Consider the following 18329-nt stretch of genomic DNA (forward strand, 5'->3'; position numbering starts at 1 on the left):
GCGTTCGTTCGCGGTTCGTTGAATCGGCGCTGGCGCACCGCCAAGCTGGCCATGTCGCACCTCACATCCGGAACACGCCGAAGCGCGTCTCGGGAATGGGGGCGTTGAGCGCCGCCGAGATGGAGAGGCCCAGGACGTCCCGGGTCTGCACGGGGTCGATGACGCCGTCGTCCCAGAGCCGGGCGGTGGCGAAATACGGGTTGCCCTCGTCCTCGTAGGTCTGGCGGATCGGAGCCTTGAAGGCCTCCTCCTCGTCCTTCGACCACTTGCCGGCGTCGCGGTGGACGGTGGCCAGCACCGAGGCCGCCTGCTCGCCGCCCATCACGCTGATGCGGCTGTTGGGCCAGGTCCAGAGGAACCGCGGCGAGTAGGCCCGTCCGCACATGCCGTAGTTGCCGGCGCCGAACGAGCCGCCGATCAGCACGGTGAACTTCGGAACCTCGGCCGAGGCGACCGCCGTGACCAGCTTGGCGCCGTCCTTGGCGATGCCGCCCGCCTCGTACTTTCCGCCCACCATGAAGCCCGAGATGTTCTGGAGGAACACCAGCGGGATCTTCCGCTTGCAGGCCAGCTCGATGAAGTGGGCGCCCTTCAGCGCGCTCTCCGAGAACAGCACCCCGTTGTTGGCCAGGATCGCCACTGGATAGCCCCAGATGCGGGCGAAGCCGCACACCAGGGTGGTCCCGTACAGCGCCTTGAACTCGTCGAACTTCGAACCGTCCACGACACGGGCGATCACCTCGCGCACGTCGTAGGGCGCCCGCACGTCCTGCGGGACGACGCCGTACAGCTCCTCGGGGTCGTAGGCCGGCGGCTCGGGCTCGGCCAGGGTCAGGCCGTGCGTCTTGGCGGTGTTCAGGTTGCCCACGATGCGGCGGACGATGGCCAGCGCATGTTCGTCGTTCTCGGCCACGTGGTCCACCACGCCAGAGCGCCGCCCGTGGGTGTCGGCGCCACCGAGTTCCTCGGCCGAGATCACCTCGCCGGTGGCCGCCTTCACCAGCGGCGGCCCGCCCAGGAAGATCGTCCCCTGCCCCCGCACGATCACGGTCTCGTCGCTCATGGCGGGCACATAGGCGCCGCCCGCTGTGCAACTTCCCATCACGCACGCCACCTGGGCGATCCCCTCGGCGCTCATCCGGGCCTGATTGTAGAAGATACGGCCGAAGTGCTCGCGGTCGGGAAACACCTCGGCCTGGTGCGGCAGGTTCGCGCCGCCGCTGTCCACCAGATAGACGCAGGGCAACCGGTTTTCCCGCGCGATCTCCTGCGCCCGCAGGTGTTTCTTCACGGTGATCGGGAAGTAGGCCCCGCCCTTCACCGTGGCGTCGTTGGCCACGATCATCACTTCGCGCCCCGACACCCGGCCCACGCCCGTGATCACCCCGGCCCCTGGCGCCTCGTCGCCATACATCCCGAAGGCCGCCAGCTGGCCCACCTCCAGGAACGGCGCCCCGGCGTCCAGCAACCGCGTCACCCGGTCCCGCGGCAACAGCTTGCCCCGCGCGGCATGCCGTTCCCGGCTCTGCGCCGAGCCGCCCAGCGCCGCCTGACCGGCCCGGACCCGAAGCTCGTCCGCCAACCCCAGGTTCACCGCCCGATTCGCCGCATAGGCCGCCGCCCCGGCGTCCACCGTCGTCTTCAGAACACGCATTCAGGGCCTCCCGGCGGACTTAGGGCCGAGGAATAGGTTAAAAACGGGCCCACCGGCAGCATAGTCGCAGACCCCGGCCGCGTTGAGGGGCCTCGGCCCCCTGCCCGCCGATCCCAGGTCTTCCGACACGCTTCCTGGTCCCCACATCAGCTCGAATCCCGCGCGACCCGATGTTGGGGGCGGGAACCCCCAGCCGCATGTCACCCCAGTAGAGTTCGAGCAGCAGCGATTTCACACTCGGAATCTCGACGACGGGGCGGGCCGATTCCGACAGTATGGAACCTTGCAGGCTTTCCGGCACTGGATCGGTCATCGAGTCAGAACCGACCCTGGCGAAGACGCTGAGCTTCTTCGTCGACGAGGCTCTTGGGCAGCTCCATGAAGTCGAACAGCGCGTAGAGCGGCTTCAGCAGATCGAAGAGGATTTCCGGCAGGCTGTCGGCGACGTGATCGACCCGAACCGTGATGACCCGGTCCAAGGTGTCTTGCTGGGCGACGTGCGCTTCGGGAATGAACCGACGCCCTTCCACGTGGACTATCGTGCGGCCAGCCAGACCGCTCCACCTCACCGAGAAGACGATCTCCGCATCCGGCCGTCCGACCGCAGCCGCGAACTTGACGGCTTGCAACAGACACTCGCCGATCCGCCAGACTGGCAAGGTGATATCGAACACCTTGCCAGGCTTGATGTGTTCGGGCCGACTGTCCTCGTCGAACCCCCGGATCAGAACGGCCTCTCCGGTGGGGCTGACCCGCCAGAAATCGGCGTGGGCTGGATCATCCACCATGCGTTGCGGGTCTTCACCGGCCAGGAAGCATTCAATCGCGCCATCCTTCACATACGGCCTGATCCCTTCACGGGTCGGCACCCAGAACGGCGACCAACCGGTGTGGCGGGTGGTGGCGCTGTTGACCGCTGCCAGCAGCTCGGGGAGCGCGACGGGGTCCAGGCCGCCGACGATCTTGTAGGCCACCCGGTAGAAGCCCGGCGGCAGTAGCTTGATCATCGTCGGCGAGATCGGCGCGCGGGCGATCCAGCGTTCGAGAGCGTCATCGGCCCACTCGGCGAGTTGGGCTTCCTCGCTCGGTGGTGGCGGCGGGCTTTGGGCTTCGCGGCCGTCGAGGATGCCACGGATGGCGTCGAGTAGGTCGTCGCGACCAGCTCGGACGCATCGGTCGATCAGCTCTCGCCACTCCGCTGCGTTCTGGGGCTCAGCGCTCTCCGGCTTCGGCCGGCGGATGTAGGCGCGCCCGACAAGCAGGGTCTTTTGGTCGGGACTGCCTCTCTTGGCCTGGATCGGAGTCCGATGGCCTCCAGGGACCTGGACAACCGGGAAAATGCCGGCGCTCCCGTTGATCTGGTAGACGCCAACCTGGATGCCGGGTTCGGCATAGGAAGCGGCGATGCCTGCGACTACGTCCTGCTTGTAGCCGCTGAGGGTGATCGGCCGGCCGGGAGCTTCCTCGAACTTGCCGGCTTCGGTCTCACGCATCCCGAGGATGATGAACCCGCCGCCGTGATTCGCCAGCGCGATTATAGACTTCGCAAGCGTGGCGCAATCGTCCTTGTTCGCGAGGTCCAGCCACGACTTGATCTCGACGCCCAGGTCTTCCCTGGGCGAAGCGACAAGCGCCTCTAGCTGTGCAGCCAGCGGTTCGGCCACGGGTCACACCTCATTCGGATTGCAGCAAATCAGTTGTCAGATGAGTCGGTCATGTCCGAGCATCACTGGACAATCATTTAGCCTAGTTGGCCTGGAGGCCTCCCACTTGATGGAAGCGCACGTGGTGTCTTGTGTTTGGGCGGCAACCAAAGTCCGCTACGCGTGCCTTGCAGGCTTTTGCCCTTCAATGCGGGCCAAAGGGGGCGCTTGGTCCTGATACCCCAGCGGTACCCTGCGCATTTCGCGTGGGTACCAATTCACCACCAAGTCTTTGAAAAGAATGGTGGGTGTACAAGGATTCGAACCTTGGACCCGCTGATTAAGAGTCAGCTGCTCTACCAACTGAGCTATACACCCGTCCCGGCTCCGGGGTCGCATGGCGGCCCGGCGGCGAGGGCGCGGAACATACGCAAAATCGCGCCGTTGGCAAGGCGGCGATTTCGCCGCCGGAAACGAATGGCCGCGGCGGACGCTTGACACGGTAGCATCCGCCACGGCCCCCTCGCTTGACCGCCCTGTCAGGCCGTCGCGAAGGTCTGGATACGCCGGCGGTTGCGCAGGGTCGCGCCCACGCCGCCGAAGCCCAGGATCATCAGCGCCCAGGCGCCGGGCTCGGGGACGCCGCCCACAGTCGGCGAGCCCGAGACCACCAGTGTCGCAAAGCCGGCGTTGCCGAAGCAGCAGCCATAGGGTTCGTCGGAGATGGGCTGTCCGTTGATCGGCCACCCGACGTTCGTGTAGGTCCCGGCCGCTCCGAACGCACCGGGCGCGAAGAAGTAGAACGCTCCGCCGCCGAACGCGGTGTTGTCGTCCTCATAGCTGTAGCCCAGCGAGAGGAAGTCGCCGCCGACGTTGAATTGGTTCGCGAAGTTGTCGAACTCCATCTGGCCGCAGACGTAGCCGGCGTTGTCGTCCGTGCAGCTGTCGGGCGTGAACGTCCCGTTGGTGATGAAGCCCGGCGTCACCAGCGTGAAGCTGGAATTGACGACGACCTCGATCTGCGCCCCATCCGGATCGTCCGGATCGACCGGCCCGAGATTGAGGGTCTGCGACCCCGTGAACGTATAGGTGACCGCCGCCTGCGCCGCTGGCGCGGCGAGGAGAGCCGCCGTTGCGGCCACTCCGGCTATAAATCGTCTCATGATTGCACCCCACTCAAGAAATTCGCCTGAGTGGAGAATTTTTTCTCCCCAGGCCGCGAAGTATCGGCGAAGCTCGCGCCCTCGGGCGCCTCTCGGAAATGAGGGGTTGACCTCGTGCCGACGGATCGAGCGACGGCTTCGGCCGCGTGCGCGCAGGCTGGTGCGAGTCCCCGATCGGCGCCGATGCGCGCCGCGACACTCCCGAAGACGGGCACGCCGCGGCGCTTTCGCACTCGGATACGGCGGTCGGCTCAGCAGGCCGGAATGAGGCCCGCGCGCCGGCTGCGACGCAGCAAGGCCCCGGCCGCGCCAAAGCCCAGGATCATCAGCGCCCAGGCGTCCGGCTCGGGGACGGCGCCGACCGCGTCGTTGTTGACCTGATAGCTGATCGAGATGGTGTTGATCTGGTACGGCTCCGACATCAGGAACATCCCGCTCGCGACCAGCGTCGTGAAGCCGAACGGCGTCCCGTTCAAACCGTAGATCAGGCTCGTGCAGTTGCCGCAGCCGGCGCCGACGTCCGGACCGCCGTCGAACGAGAACAGGCCGTTGGCCTCGGAAGTCTCAGGCTGCGCGCCGCCCAGGATGTCCGCGAAGTTGAGCCCGAAGAACATCTGGTCCTTAAGCGGAACGATGAACGTCGGGAACGGCGGCGGGTTCGACCCCGTGATCGTCACGAAGGCCTCGAACGTGTCCCCGTCCTCGAGCACGAAGGGCGTGAAGCCCGACAGTTCGAGGTATCCGGTCTCGAAGAAAACCCCTCCGAACGAGAAACTGTCGGTGACCATGCCGTCGGCGTCGCCCGTCAGATTCAACACATAGTGCGCCGCGTGCGCCATCGGCGCCGCGCACAAGGCGGCCGTTGCGGCCAGCCCGGCTAGAACTCGTCTCATGATTGCACCCCACTCACGACGTTCGCCCGGACGGCGAAGGCACGCCCAGGATCGGGGCGAATGTCGTTGAAATGAGCGGCATGGGGCGCCTCTCGGAACCGAGAGGTTGACCCTGCAAGGTGACGCTTCGGCGCCGGACTTGCTAGGATCGGGCCAGTGACGTCGGGACCTGTTTCTGTGGCATGCTGACACGCGCGCTCGATATCGCCGACACCGCCCTGGCGGCCCCGACGCCCGAGGCGGCGAGCGAGGGCTTCTTCGCCGCCCTGTCGGACATCGGCGCATCCTATCTCCAGACGCGGCTCTATCGCCGTCCGGTTGTCTCGCTGACATCGGAAGCCCACTACGCCGCCGGCGGGATCGTCCGGCGCATCGCGCCCGAGACGTGGCGGCTGGGCACGCCGGCGTTCGACTATGTCTGCTTCGAGAACAATCCCCTGCTCGAGGCGATCCGCGGCGGTCTCACCCGCTATCGCTTCAGTGATTTCGCTCCCCGCCACGACGCGGACTTCGGCGCCTATTGGGAAGCCATGAGCGAGGCAGGCATCGGCGACGCGGTCTGCGCCACCTCGTACGGCCGCCACCGTACGATCGCATCGCTGCACCTCGGATTCCATGACCATGAGCTTGCGCCGGACGACGCGATGGCCGTGCAGCTCGCGGGCCTGATGCTCACCGAGCGGCTGATGACCTTCGCCGCCCCGCCCGGGGCCGACGAGATCCGCCTGACCGACCGCGAGCGGGACGCCCTGTCGTGGGTGGCCGAGGGAAAGTCCGACTGGGAGATCTCGGTGATCCTCGGCCTCTCGGAGACCACCGTCCGATTCCACGTGGACAACGCCCGCAGGAAGCTGGGCGCCGTAAACCGGACCCAGGCGGTGGCGCGTCTGGTGGCGGCGCGCCTGCTGTAGGGGCCTGCCTCTCCGGCGCACGGATGGCGCGCCCGAACTCCCCCCAAAGGCGCAAGGTCTTGACCGGCGCACGCGCAGGTGGGCTCATCCTCGCGTATCAGGCGAGAGGATTGTCACCATGCGCAGCGTTGTCCCCAACGGGGCCCTCCGCGCGACCTCGCGCGCCGCCCTGGGCCTGATCCTCGCGGGCGGCGTGGCGGGCGCGGCCCTGGCCGCCGACTTCGTCGTGGTGGCCTCCACCGATCCGGCGGTGAAGCCCGGGGTGGAGTTTTCGGGCGGCGAACGCATCGCCCTGGGCGCCGGCCAGACGGCGCGCCTGATGAGCGCCAGCGGCGCGATCACCACCGTGCGCGGCGGACCTCAGGGCGCGGTCGCACCGCGGCCGGGTGCGGCGACCGACCCCTCGCGCCTGGCCCAGCTCAAGATCCTGGTCGATCCTCCGCCGACCTCGCGGACGTTCGGGGCCCGGCGTTCGGGCGTGTGCCCCGACCCGGCCCACCTGACCACCCTTGACCATATCCTGGCCGCCCAGAAGGCCGGCTGCGCCAATCAGGCGCGCACGGCGCTTCAGGCCCTCGTCAGCGCCGAACCGACGCCTTAGGGACACGCCGTACGGCGCGCCTAAGGTCCCGTATACAACTCGCCCAGCGCGGACGCCGCCCGGCCTTTGGCCCGGTCCAGCTCGTCCTGCACCAGACCGGCGGCCACCATCGCGTCGCGCTTGCCGTCGATCCGCTTCAGCGCCGCGCGCAGGACGGTCGGCTCTTCCGGCGTGGCGATCGCCACCACATTGTCGAGGCCGAACGGCGGCACGGCCTTGGTCCGGGCCATCACCACGCGGGTCTGGCCGGCGGCCATCAGTCCATCTCCGTCGCCGTCGATCGGGAAGAGCATCTGCACCGTCCCGTCGCTGGCGAGGTTGAAGGCGGTCAGGTAGGCCGACGTGCCGCGATGGGTGACCACGAGATCGACCGCCTCGCCTTTGCGATAGAGCTGGCCCGTGGGCTTGGGGCCGATGTCGACCTTGAGCTGGCGTTCGTTGGCCGAGGCCGCGATCTGCGTGATGGCGCGTCGCTTCATGATCACGCCGGAAAGCTGTTCCGGCGTCCGCAGGTTCTCCGCGACCCGGTCGCCCCTATGGTCGGTCACCCAGCCCTCGGTGGCGTTCCAGGTGAGATCGGGTTCGCCGCTCGGGATCGAGGCCCACGGCCCCCGCCCCCCCAGCAGTTCCGCGGCCTGATCGTCGACGGCCTTCACCTCGATGGGGCGTTCGTCCGGCGGCGGAGCCTTGAGAGGTTGGAAGATCACGCTGCGCTCGTTGCGCGCCGGCACCGCTGCGCTGGCCCATTGCTGGGCGCCCGACAGTTCGCGGGTGCGGGTCTCCAGGGTCGAAGCCAGTTCGGCCAGCGAGAGTCGGCCGTCGTCGTCCAGGTCGGCGGCGAGGTTGCCGTTCGGACGGCGATCGCGAAGCGCGCCTTCCAGCGCATAGGTCAGAAGCCCGCGCGAGGCCGAGTCGCCGCGCGGCAACGGCCCCTCCAGCGCGAACTGGTTGTCCTGCGCCGCGCCGACATAGACGAGATTGGGCGGATCCTCCGCCGACGGCGGACGTCGCACCGGATCGAACGGGCTGGGCGGAAGCTGGATGGCCATCGGATTGTCCAGGGCCGTGCGCCGCTTGAACCGTGTCTGCCCCGCCAGCGACCGGTTCAGCGTTCCGGAATGGCAAGCGTCGGCGATCTGGAGGACGTTGACGGTGGTCGGGAAGAAGGCCACCAGCCAGCTGCGAAGGTCGTCGTCCAGGACGAACTGCTCGGGATCGGGGTGCGAGACGCTGAAGCCCCCCAGGGCCAGAAATTCGTCCAGCCCGTCCTCCTCGGTGGGATCGTCCGTCCGGGCCTGTGCGCCGTGACCGGCGTAGAAGAAGATCACCCAGTCTCCGGGCTTCGAGCGCTTGCCCAGGCTCTCCAGGGCGGCCCTGATGTTGGATCGGGTCGCCTGCCGGTCGGCGATGACGGTGACGTCGGTCGCCCCTTGCGCACCGAGAAGAGTCTTGAGCGCGGCGGCGTCGTTGGGCGGCCCCTCCAGGGAGGGGATCGGGTCCTGGTACTCCGAGACCGCGACGATCAGGGCCCGGATCTCGGCCGCAGCCGGCCGGGCCAGCCCCAGGGTCGTCAACGCCAGGAGAACCGCCAACAGAACGCGCATCGCCGCCCCTCGCTTCGCTCGCCCCAGGTAAAGCCGGGGCTGGCCGCGATCACAAGTCCCACGCGATCACGAACCTGCGCCTTGCGCCGGGAGCCCCGACCAGGCGCCCCGAAGGCCTACTGACCCTATACGGGCGCAAGCGGCGCCTGGCCGCACCGGCTGCGGCGATCCGCATAGGCGCCCACAGGGTTGGCGTGGAGGCCCGGACGGCGCTAGTTGGGCGGAAAGCGCCGGCGAGCGGCGGCTCGAGGAGTGCGAACGGGCGCATGAGCGCATCACAGGCCGAACAGATCGCCGGAGTCCGGCCGATCCTTCGCCGGGTGGTGGCGAACGCCGGCCTCCTTCTGGGCGGTCGCACGGTGAACGCCGTGCTCGGCCTGGCCGCCGTGGCCATCGCGGCGCGCGCCCTGGGCGCCGCGGAACTGGGGATCCTGATCCTCATACAGGCCTTCGCCCAGTTCCTGGGCGAAGTGGTGAAGTTCCAGTCCTGGCAGACTATCCTGCAATATGGGGCCCGCCCGCTGGCCGAAGGCCGTCGCGTGGACTTCCAGCGGGTGCTGCGCTTCTCGCTGGTCCTGGATATCGCCAGCACCGTGCTGGGGGTGATGGTGGGCGTGGTGGGGGCGATCGCCTTCGCGAACGTTCTCGGCTGGGGTCCGGATCAGGCGCCGGCCGCGGCGCTCTACATGGTTTCGGTGGCCTTCATGGTCTCGGCCACGCCCCTGGGCCTGCTCCGGCTGTTCGACAGGTTCGACGTCCTCGCCTGGCAGGCCGCCCTGATCTCGGTCATTCGGGTGGTCGGGTCGGTGATCGCCCTGGCCCTGGGCGCCGGCATGGAAGGCTTCCTGCTCGCCTGGGCGGTCGGGACGGTGGGTAGCTGGCTCTATCTCGCGGGGTCCGCCTGGGCCGAGGTGCGTAAGCGCGACATGCTCCAGGACTTCGCCTGGCGCGGCGGGCGCCTGACCGAGGGCATGCCCGGCGCCTGGGGCTTCGCGTGGAACACCAACCTCGCCGCGACGCTGGACGTCGCCTTCACCCACGTCGCCACCCTGATGGTGGGCGCGCTTGTGGGACCGGCCCAGGCCGCCTACTGGCGGATCGGCCGTCAGGTGGCCGACGCCCTGGCCAAACCCGCCAAGCTGCTGGTTCCCGCGCTGTACCCCGAACTGGCCCGGCTCCATGCCGAAGACCGGCATCACGCCATGTGGCGGCTGGCGCGCAACGTGGGGCTTCTGGGCGGGGCCGTCGGCGTCGCGATGCTGGCGGTGAGCTGGCTGGCCGGTCCGCCGCTGCTGACGCTGGTGATGGGCAAGAGCTTCACCGCCGCCGCCGAGGTGATGACCTGGCAGGTGGCCGCCGCCGTCATCGGGATCTTCGCCCTTCCCCTCGAGCCGATGCTGGTCTCGTTGGGCAAGCCGGGCGCCGCCGTGCGCGTCAGGCTGGCGGTCGGCGCCCTCTTCCTGTGCGCCCTCCCCTTCCTCGTGGCGCAGTTCGGGCTTATAGGCGCAGGCGCCGGCCTGGCTGCGGCCGCCGGCGCCCTTGCCCTGGGCATGCTGTGGTTCATCCTCAGAGAGAACGGGATTCGGCGGTCCGCCGACACGGACGCGCCCGATCCCGCGCAACGACTGGAAGGCGACGCTTGACGATCACACCGACTGCCCCGGACCGGCCGTTCCGGCAGGGCGGCTTCGCGACCCTGACCGAGGCGCTGGACTACGCCGCCGCGGGTCCTACCGGCCTCAACCTGTACGGCCTTCGCGGCGAGTTGGTCGAAGCCATCCCCTACGCCGTCCTGCGCGAACGCGCCCGCGCCCTGGCCCTGCGCCTGCTCGCGGCTGGGCTGAAGCCATTGGACCGTGTCGGCCTCGTGGCCGAGACCGACGCCGATTTCGTCACCCTGTTCTTCGCCTGCCAGTATGCGCGGATCACGCCGGCGCCGCTCCCCCTCCCGGCGCCGCTCGGCGGGCGCGAGGCCTATGTGGAGCAGATCGCCCGCATGCTGCGGTCGGCGAAGGCCGCCGCGGTCTTCGGGCCCGAGGCCCTGGTCCCTTGGCTGGCCGAAGCCGCCGAGGCCGCCGGAACGCCCCGCGCCCTGGACGCGAACGCAGGCGCCGCCGGCCTTCCGGAGCCGTCGGCGAACGACCTGCCGCCCCCCTCTCCCGACGACCCTTGCTACGTCCAGTTCTCTTCGGGCAGCACGCGCAATCCGACGGGGGTGCTCTGCACCCACGCCGCGCTGATGGCCAATGCGCTGGCCACCACGCGGCATGGGCTTTGCGTCACGCCGCAGGACCGGGCCGTCTCCTGGCTGCCGCTCTACCACGACATGGGACTGGTGGGCTTCCTGCTCATCCCCCTGTCGGCGCAGATGTCGGTGGACATGATGCCCACCGGCGCCTTCGTCCGCCGGCCTCTGCTGTGGCTCGACCTGATCTCGAAGAACCGGGGCACGATCTCGTACAGCCCCAGCTTCGGCTACGAACTCTGCGCCCGGCGCGGCGACGGCGGCCGCACCGATCTCGACCTTTCGAGCTGGCGCGTGGCGGGCTGCGGCGGCGACATGGTGCGCACCGGCCCCCTCACCGCCTTCGCCGAGCGGTTCGCCACGGCCGGCTTCCGCGACACGGTGTTCGTGGCCAGCTACGGCATGGCCGAGGCCACCCTGGGACTGACCATGTCGCCCCTGGAGCAGGGTCTGATCTTCGACCACGTCGACGTCGCGCGGATGGAACGCGACGGCGCGGTCGTCTCCGGTTCGGGCGAGCGTTCGCGGGCCTTCGTGCGCTGCGGACCCATCTTTCCCGGCCACGAGCTGGAGATTCGCGACGAGACGGGCCGCGCCCTGCCCGAGCGCCAGGCCGGCCGGGTCTTCGTGCGCGGTCCCAGCCTGATGCGCGAGTACTTCGGCGATCCCGAAGCCACCGCCGCCGCCCTGGGCGAGGACGGCTGGCTGAACACCGGCGATCTCGGCTATCTCGCCGACGGACAGTTCGTTCCCACGGGCCGCGCCAAGGACCTGATCCTGCTCAACGGCCGCAACGTGTGGCCGCAGGACCTGGAGTGGACCGCCGAATCCGAGATCGAGCGCCTGCGCAGCGGCGACGTCGCCGCCTTCTCCGTCGACGAGGAAGCGGGCGAGCAACTGGTGGTTCTGGTCCAGGCGCGCGCGAGCGATCCCGAGGTCCGCCGCGCGCTGACCGACGACGTGGCCGCGGTCCTGCGCGCCCGTCACGGCGTGGAGCCCCGCGTCGAACTGGTCGGCGCCCACGCCCTGCCCCAGACCTCGTCGGGCAAGCTGTCGCGCTCCAAGGCCCGCGCCCTGTTCCTCGCCGGCGCGTTCCGCCAGGAGGAGCCGGCCTGAGCATGCGCCGGGTCGCGGTCACCGGCGCCACGGGCTTCCTCGGACGCCGGGTCGTCCAGGCCCTGGGCGAAGATGGCTGGACCGTGCGCATTCTCGCACGTCGCGACCCCATCGAGCCCCTGTGGCGCGCGTTCGAACCCGAGGTGGTTCCGGGCGGTCTGGAAGACGCCCCTGCGCTCGACGCCCTGTGCGCGGACGCGGACGTGGTGATCCACGCCGCCGGTCTGGTGAAGGCCCGCAGCCGCGCGGCGTTCGACGCCGTGAACGTGGCCGGCGCCCGACGCGTGGCCGAGGCGGCGAAGACGGCGGGGACGCCGCATGTCGTCCTGGTCTCCAGCCTGACGGCGCGCGAACCGCAGCTCTCCCACTACGCCGCCAGCAAGCGCGCGGGCGAAGCAGCGATGGCTGAGGTCCTGGAGAATCGGCTGTCGATCGTGCGCCCCTGCGCCATCTACGGCCCCGGCGACCGCGAACTTCTGCCCGTCTTTCAGGCAGCAGCGCTCAGCCCCGTCCTTCCCGTGCCCGACGAGGCCGCGCGCGTGGCGATGATCCATGTGGCGGACGCCGCCCGTCAGACCGCCGCGATTGCTGCAACGCGGCCGACGGGCGCGGCGCATGCGCTGTGCGATTCCCGCCCCGACGGCTATTCCTGGCGCGAGCTGATGTCGGCCGCCGCGGCGGCCTGCGGCGCTACGCCGCGGTTGGCGCGCGTCCCGAAAACCCTGATCCGCGCCATCGGAATCACAAATGATTTCACGATGCTGCTGGGTCGTACGGCCATGCTCTCGTCGGCCAAGGCGCGGGAGTTGCTGCATCGCGACTGGTCCGTCCCCGAGGCGGAACGGCTTGCCGGTCTGCCGCCGCCGCAATTCGACCTGACCGATGGGTTTGCACACACCGTGGCCTGGTACCGCACTGCGGCATGGATGAAACATTGACGGCTCTTTTGTGACCCACATTCGATCCCACGGTAGAAAAAGGGGTCGGAGATGGTTAGGTACGCGGCTGGCGTACGCATTTTCGGGCCGAATGGGGGGCTCACCGATGGTGGAACTGGCGACGGACCTCACAGTCCGTGAAATCGCACGGGCCGCCGAGACGGTTCTGGGCCGCAATGTCCAGGTGACCCCGGAGACCGACATCGCCCGTGACCTGGCCGTGGACTCGCTTGCACTCATGAACATCGTCATGGAGCTTGAGGATCGATTTGACCTATCGATTCCTCTCGACCGGCTGGCGACAGTGCAGACGGTCGGCGACCTCTCTGAACTGATCAACAAGCTGCGGATGAAGGCTTAAGAATGGGGCTGCTCGACAAGCACCTGGGCTATCGCGCCCCGCTCGATGGGATTCGCGCCGTGGGCGCCGACCCGTCCGCCGTCCGTTTCGACGCGGTGCTTTCGCCGACCGAAGGCATGCTCGATGGCCGCAAGGTCATCCTGCTTGGCACAAACAACTACCTGGGGCTGACGTTCGACCCCGAGTGCATCGAGGCGTCCGCCGCCGCCGTGCGCGAATGGGGCACGGGCACCACCGGCTCGCGGTTCGCCAACGGCACCTTCAGCGGCCACACGGCTCTGGAGAACGCGCTGGCCGGCTTCTACGGCCGCAAGCACGCGATGGTGTTCACCACCGGCTATCAGGCCAATCTGGGCGGCATCTCGGCCCTGGTCGGCCGCGGCGACCACCTGATCCTGGACGCCGACAGCCACGCCTCGATCTATGACGCCGCCAAGCTCTCGGGCGCCGAGGTCATCCGTTTCCGCCACAACGACCCAGACGATCTCGCCAAGCGCCTCCGTCGCCTGGGCGATGCGCCCGGCGGCCGCCTGATCGTTGTCGAAGGCATCTATTCGATGATCGGCGACGTGGCGCCGCTCAAGGAATTCGCCGCCGTGAAGCGCGAGATGGGCGGCTACCTGCTCGTCGACGAGGCCCATTCCATGGGCGTGCTGGGCGATAAGGGCCGCGGCCTGGCCGAGGCCGCCGGCGTCGAGGCCGACGTCGACTTCATCGTCGGCACCTTCTCCAAGAGCCTGGGCGCCGTGGGCGGCTTCCTGGTCTCGGACGAAGACAACTTCGACCTGCTGCGTATCGTCAGCCGGCCGTACATGTTCACCGCCTCCCTGCCGCCCGCCGTCATCGCCTCGACGCTGAAGGCGCTCCAGCGGCTGGAAGACGACCGCGACCTGCGGGTCCGCCTCTCGGCCAACGCCGACCGGCTGTACGAAGGCCTGCGCGACATGGGCTTCGTCGTCGGCCCCCACGCCAGCCCGATCACCGCGGTGGTCATGCCCGACCAGGCGACGGCCGTGATGATGTGGAACGCCCTGCTCCAGAACGGGGTCTATCTGAATCTCGCGGTGCCGCCGGCCACCCCCGACAATCAGGCCTTGCTGCGCTCCAGCGTCAGCGCCGCGCACACGCCGGCCCAGATCGATGAGGTCCTGGCCGTCTTCGGGCGCCTGGGCCAGGAGTTCGGGCTGCTGAAGCACTCCCTCCGCGCGTCGGCCTGAGCCTAGCCTCCTCGCGCCATCGCCCGCTGCCGCCGCCGAAGTTCCAGCCACGCCCCCGGCGCGGCCAGGAAGGGATGGCGCTCGCGGAACGGCGTGACGGCGATCTCGACTCCGGTGTGCCGGGCGATCTTCCATGCCGCATAGCGCGCGGCGCCGTCGAAGGTGAAGGCCGCCTTGCCGATCCGCGCGAGGTTCAGCGGCTTTCCCATCAGGCTTCGGAGCGTCCAGCCGGGAAGCCCCCGCCGCGACGGCCGCAGTCGCACCCCCTCGTCGGCGTAGTCCACTCCCCCTGCCGCCCAGGCCGGCGGCAGCAACGCATCGTAGCGCTCGGGCGTCGCGGCGATCACGGTGTCGGCCCGGCCGGCGTTCTCCACCCGGAACTCGGCGGCGTAGGTCCGGCGGAACAGCGCCAGCCAGTAGTCGGCGGCCGTTCCCGTCTCCGGCCCCAGGGCGGCGGCGTGGCGCGCAGCGGTGACCACGGCGGCGGCCACGGCCTCGCCGGCTGCCCGGCCCGCCTCGGCGTCCGCGCTCCAGACCCGCTGAGCCGGCTGGACAAAGCGGGCCCAGATGGTGGTGTCCAGCGTCCGCCCCTCCGCCGCCTTGCGGAAGACGTCCAGCGGCATCGTCGCCACCTTCGCTCTCAGGATCTGCTCCCCGATCGCCACCTCGTGATAGCTCACCTCGGGCCAGAGGAACGCCTCGACCAAGCCCCGTAGGCCGCGCCGGTGCGGACGCCGGGTCAGGCGATAGAAATCCAGGATGCCCGACAGGTCGCCGGTCCTGAGCGTGGAGCCATAGTAGAGGACCGCGACGTCCCGCCCGGGATCGGCCAGAGCCGCGGCCAGCGCCGTGACCTCGTCCGGCGCCGGACTGGCCAGTTCGGCCTCGATCCGCGCCTCCAGGTCCGCCGTCACGGGATCACGAACTCCAGAGCCGGCCCCTGCCGCACCGACAGGTCCCCCCCCGGATAGCGTTCCCCGTCCAGGACATATTCGCCGTCGAACGCGAACTCGAAGACAGACGTGTCGTCGCGCCGATAGCCGGCCCCAGCCAGCCACGGGGCGTCACCGCCCCGCAGGAGGATCGGCAGCGCGAACGGCAGCCGACGGGGGGGCGCGGCCACCGAGAGCACCTTCAGACCCTCCCGGGGCTGGCCATACGGCCTCAGGCCCAATGGGAACCGCTTCAGCGTCGACGCCATGACCAGGAACCAGCGGGCCACCTCGGGCTCCAGCGACAGGCTTCCCCCCTCCCCGCGTCGCCACGGGTCACCGGCCCCGCCAGCCAGGGTTCGCACGATGGCGCCGCCCAGGGTGACGAAGATGGCCGCCCCATCGAAGAAACCCAGGCCGTGGTTCCGTTGCGCCAACTCGGTGGCCCGGACGAATGCGCCGGTCCCGAACAGGAAGCCGCGGCGCTCGGGTCCGACGGCGCCCTGGCGCACGATCTCCAGGCAATTTCGCTGCTTGGTCGGCCGACCCGCCTCGGCCGCGGCCAGGATCTGCTCCAGCGTGGTGCCCAGGGGCGAGCCGATGTCGAGGGCCAGGGCGTTGGTCTTGCCGTTGGGCAAAACCGCGAGGCGCGGCAATCGCCCGTCGAAGGCCTCGGGCAGGCGGCTCAACACCTCGCGGATCGTACCGTCGCCGCCATCCACCACCACGAGGTCCGCCCCGGCCTGGGCCAATCGCCGCAGGCCGCCGTCCAGTTCGGCGGGGTCCTCCGGCACGATGTCCAGGACGTCGGCCGGCAGCGGTCCGCGGCCGGTCCCGCGGTTGCGGTGGCTCTTCTGGTTCCAGATGAGGCCGGCGCGGATCAACGCGACAGCCAGGACACCAGGCGCTCGCGCGGCGCCGCGAACGCCTGGACCAGCTGCACGGCGTGGACGATCAGGCAGATGGCCGTCCACACACCCACCAGGATCAGCCCCTCGCCGGGCCAACCCAGCAACCAGGCCGGGGTCAGGATCAGCAGGTTGGGGTTCCGGCGCGCCGTGATCAGGCGGAAGAAGCTGTCGAACGGGCGCCACGAATGGATATGGAAGCCGAAGGCCCGCAGGAAGATCCCCTCCTCCACCCGTTGCAGGACGTAGCCGGCCAGGATCATCCCCAGCGCGATCCCGGGCAGGTCGGCGGCGATGGCCGTCCCGAAACAGCCCACATACCAGGCCCACCACCAGAACGGCGGATGGATCAGGTCGATGCCGTGGTCGAAGACGTTGCCGATCGCAGACGAGGTGAGCGTCACCCGCGCCAGCTTGCCGTCCACCGTGTCCAGGAACGTCATCACCCAGGCGCAGACCAGCCCCCAGCCGAACTGCCCCTGCCAGAAGAGCCAGAAGGCCGCCAGGACGAGCAGAAAGCCGAGGAACGTCACATGGTTGGGCTTCAATCCTGCGACGGCGCACCAACGGGTGACGATCCGCGCCGGGACCGGCCACCAGTATTTGGTCACGAGGTCCGTCACACCCTTGTACGAGCCGGCGAAGGTGCGCGCCTCCACCTCCCGGACGTTCTGGGCCGTGAGCCGGGTCAATACCGGCGCCTCGCGCTTCCGCAGTTCCTCGTTGTAGGCCAGATCCGCCAGCGACAACCGAGCCAGCCCTACGGGCTCCTCGCCCCGTTCTAGCGCCGCAGCCGCCTCGGCCGCACGCGCGGCGGGCACATGAGCCGCCACCGCGCCCCCGTCGTCGGTCACGAGCACGGCCTCTGGCCGCTTCGCCAAGGTGGCGATCAGGGATTCGTCGTAGACCCATCCGCCCAGGGCCAGCACGACGGAGCCGGACGTCGGCGGTTCGTCGGCCACGCCCAGGCCGGCGCGCACGAAGGTGCGGCGCAGCCGCTCGCGCGCCGTCATCCCCCAGATTCGCACGTCGCCGGCGCCCAGGATCATTCCCGTCGGCGCCGCGCCCGCTTCCACCGTCGTCTGCAAAACTTCCGCGCGCCTCTCACGCAAATCGGTGCAACCTGATACCGAGCCCCGTCTCCTTAGGAAAGCTCGCCCCGCTGGAAAGCTCGACCTGCGCTTGACCGCCTTCCGCCTCGCCCATCTTTCGGACCTGCAGCTTCCGCCGCCGCCCCTGCCCTTCCGCTGGCGCGACGTGGCCTCGAAACGCCTGCTGAGCCGCTTCGCCTGGCGGCGCAAGCGGCGTCGGCACATCCAGGCCGTGCTGGACGCCATCGCCGCCCATATGGTCAGTCGGTCGCCCGACCATGTGGCGATCACCGGCGATGTGGTCAATTTCTCGACGCCCGAGGAGTTCGAAGCCGCCCGCGCGTGGCTGCTCTCCCTCGGCGACCCGCGCGAGGTGACGGTCAGCCCGGGAAACCACGATGCGCTCACCGCGCGTGGCGCCCCGCGCGACTTCGCCCCCTGGCGGCCGTGGCTCTCGGACGGCCCGCCCGGCGACTTCCCGCACCTGCGGGTCCGAGGCCCCGTGGCGATCATCAACCTCTCGTCCGCCACGCCCACGGCGCTGCACCTCGCCCAGGGCGCTCTGGGTCGCGTCCAGATCGACGCCGCCGCCCGCCTGTTGCGCCAGGCGGGCGCCCAGGGCCTCTGCCGCGTGGTTCTGGTCCATCACCCGGTCACGCGGGGCGTCGTATCGGGGCGCAAGGCGCTCACCGACGCCGCCGAGTTCCGCGCCATGCTCCGATCTGTGGGCGCCGAACTGGTCCTTCACGGCCACGCCCACGAGGCGCACCTCGCCCGCCTCCCCGGCCCGGATCGCGACATCCCCGTCCTGGCCGCGCCGGCGGCCTCGACGCCGGCGGGCGGTCCCGGCGAACCCGCGCGCTGGAACGAGATCGCGATCGCGCCCGGCGACGCCGGCTTTCGAATCCGCGTCACGGCCTTCGGCGTCACCCCGGCGCTGTCGGTGGAGCGCCTGGGCGCGTTCTCCCTGTATCCGGCGGCGCAAAACCCGCACGACCGCCCTTCCCCGCCGCAGGGGGCGTTCCTATGATCCGCCTACGACGCGACCGTTG

General features: G+C 69.6%; 16 protein-coding genes and 1 tRNA gene. 8 read left to right on the top strand and 9 right to left on the bottom strand.

Annotated features, from left to right (window positions below):
- Positions 1–61: 61 nt before the first annotated feature.
- From ABS78_RS01855 to ABS78_RS01875, 5 genes are all read right to left on the bottom strand, one after another.
- Complete coding sequence (locus tag ABS78_RS01855) at positions 62–1654, bottom strand: carboxyl transferase domain-containing protein (RefSeq protein WP_293374302.1); 1593 nt, start codon at positions 1652–1654, stop codon at positions 62–64.
- A 317-nt stretch (positions 1655–1971) separates the two neighbouring features.
- Positions 1972–3318 carry an RNA-binding domain-containing protein gene (locus tag ABS78_RS01860; protein WP_293374304.1) on the bottom strand — a complete coding sequence of 449 codons (1347 nt, stop codon included), beginning with the start codon at positions 3316–3318 and terminating at the stop codon, positions 1972–1974.
- A gap of 281 nt (positions 3319–3599) precedes the next feature.
- Positions 3600–3675, bottom strand: a tRNA-Lys gene (locus ABS78_RS01865).
- A 161-nt stretch (positions 3676–3836) separates the two neighbouring features.
- Positions 3837–4460, bottom strand: a complete 624-nt coding sequence (locus ABS78_RS01870) for a PEPxxWA-CTERM sorting domain-containing protein (RefSeq protein WP_293374306.1) — start codon at positions 4458–4460, stop codon at positions 3837–3839.
- Between the two features lie 251 nt (positions 4461–4711).
- A complete protein-coding gene (locus ABS78_RS01875) occupies positions 4712–5353 on the bottom strand; it encodes a PEPxxWA-CTERM sorting domain-containing protein (RefSeq protein ID WP_293374308.1) in 642 nt (213 codons plus the stop codon).
- 182 nt (positions 5354–5535) lie between these two features.
- On the opposite strand from ABS78_RS01875, the gene ABS78_RS01880 reads away from it, so the two are divergent.
- A complete protein-coding gene (locus ABS78_RS01880) occupies positions 5536–6264 on the top strand; it encodes a helix-turn-helix transcriptional regulator (protein WP_293374309.1) in 729 nt (242 codons plus the stop codon).
- Positions 6265–6382: 118 nt separating this feature from the next.
- The gene (locus ABS78_RS01885) at positions 6383–6865 is read left to right on the top strand and encodes a hypothetical protein (protein WP_293374311.1); all 483 of its coding nucleotides are present in this window, start codon (positions 6383–6385) and stop codon (positions 6863–6865) included.
- A 20-nt stretch (positions 6866–6885) separates the two neighbouring features.
- On the opposite strand, the gene ABS78_RS01890 is transcribed toward ABS78_RS01885, so the two are convergent.
- Entirely contained in the window at positions 6886–8469 is a 1584-nt protein-coding gene (locus tag ABS78_RS01890; RefSeq protein ID WP_293374313.1) for a caspase family protein, read from the bottom strand.
- Between the two features lie 266 nt (positions 8470–8735).
- Between ABS78_RS01890 and ABS78_RS01895 the strand changes: the two genes are divergently transcribed.
- The 5 genes from ABS78_RS01895 to ABS78_RS01915 all read left to right on the top strand — a co-directional run bounded on the left by ABS78_RS01895 (position 8736) and on the right by ABS78_RS01915 (position 14346).
- Entirely contained in the window at positions 8736–10112 is a 1377-nt protein-coding gene (locus ABS78_RS01895) for a lipopolysaccharide biosynthesis protein (protein WP_293374314.1), read from the top strand.
- Positions 10109–11830 (top strand): fatty acyl-AMP ligase, encoded by a 1722-nt coding sequence (locus tag ABS78_RS01900; RefSeq protein WP_293374316.1) that lies wholly within the window; start codon positions 10109–10111, stop codon positions 11828–11830. The genes ABS78_RS01895 and ABS78_RS01900 overlap by 4 nt, the downstream gene beginning before the upstream one ends.
- Positions 11831–11832: 2 nt before the next feature.
- Entirely contained in the window at positions 11833–12768 is a 936-nt protein-coding gene (locus tag ABS78_RS01905) for an NAD-dependent epimerase/dehydratase family protein (protein ID WP_293374318.1), read from the top strand.
- A 106-nt stretch (positions 12769–12874) separates the two neighbouring features.
- Positions 12875–13129, top strand: a complete 255-nt coding sequence (locus ABS78_RS01910; RefSeq protein ID WP_293374320.1) for an acyl carrier protein — start codon at positions 12875–12877, stop codon at positions 13127–13129.
- 2 nt (positions 13130–13131) lie between these two features.
- Positions 13132–14346 carry a pyridoxal phosphate-dependent aminotransferase family protein gene (locus tag ABS78_RS01915; RefSeq protein ID WP_293374322.1) on the top strand — a complete coding sequence of 405 codons (1215 nt, stop codon included), beginning with the start codon at positions 13132–13134 and terminating at the stop codon, positions 14344–14346.
- Between the two features lie 2 nt (positions 14347–14348).
- Here ABS78_RS01915 and ABS78_RS01920 read toward each other — a convergent pair whose 3' ends face one another.
- Genes ABS78_RS01920 through ABS78_RS01930 form a run of 3 tightly spaced genes read right to left on the bottom strand, consistent with a single transcriptional unit; the run spans position 14349 to position 17274 of the window.
- Positions 14349–15260, bottom strand: a complete 912-nt coding sequence (locus ABS78_RS01920; RefSeq protein WP_293374324.1) for a hypothetical protein — start codon at positions 15258–15260, stop codon at positions 14349–14351.
- The gene (locus ABS78_RS01925) at positions 15257–16162 is read right to left on the bottom strand and encodes a diacylglycerol kinase family protein (protein ID WP_293374326.1); all 906 of its coding nucleotides are present in this window, start codon (positions 16160–16162) and stop codon (positions 15257–15259) included. The genes ABS78_RS01920 and ABS78_RS01925 overlap by 4 nt, the downstream gene beginning before the upstream one ends.
- Positions 16159–17274, bottom strand: coding sequence for a CDP-alcohol phosphatidyltransferase family protein (locus tag ABS78_RS01930; RefSeq protein ID WP_363082487.1), 1116 nt, complete (start codon positions 17272–17274; stop codon positions 16159–16161). The genes ABS78_RS01925 and ABS78_RS01930 overlap by 4 nt, the downstream gene beginning before the upstream one ends.
- Positions 17275–17368: 94 nt before the next feature.
- Between ABS78_RS01930 and ABS78_RS01935 the strand changes: the two genes are divergently transcribed.
- On the top strand, positions 17369–18307 hold the full coding sequence (locus tag ABS78_RS01935) for a metallophosphoesterase (RefSeq protein WP_293374328.1): 939 nt from the start codon (positions 17369–17371) through the stop codon (positions 18305–18307).
- The last annotated feature ends 22 nt before the right edge of the window (positions 18308–18329 follow it).

The sequence above is a fragment of the Phenylobacterium sp. SCN 70-31 genome (genome assembly GCF_001724605.1).
GTDB lineage: Bacteria > Pseudomonadota > Alphaproteobacteria > Caulobacterales > Caulobacteraceae > Phenylobacterium.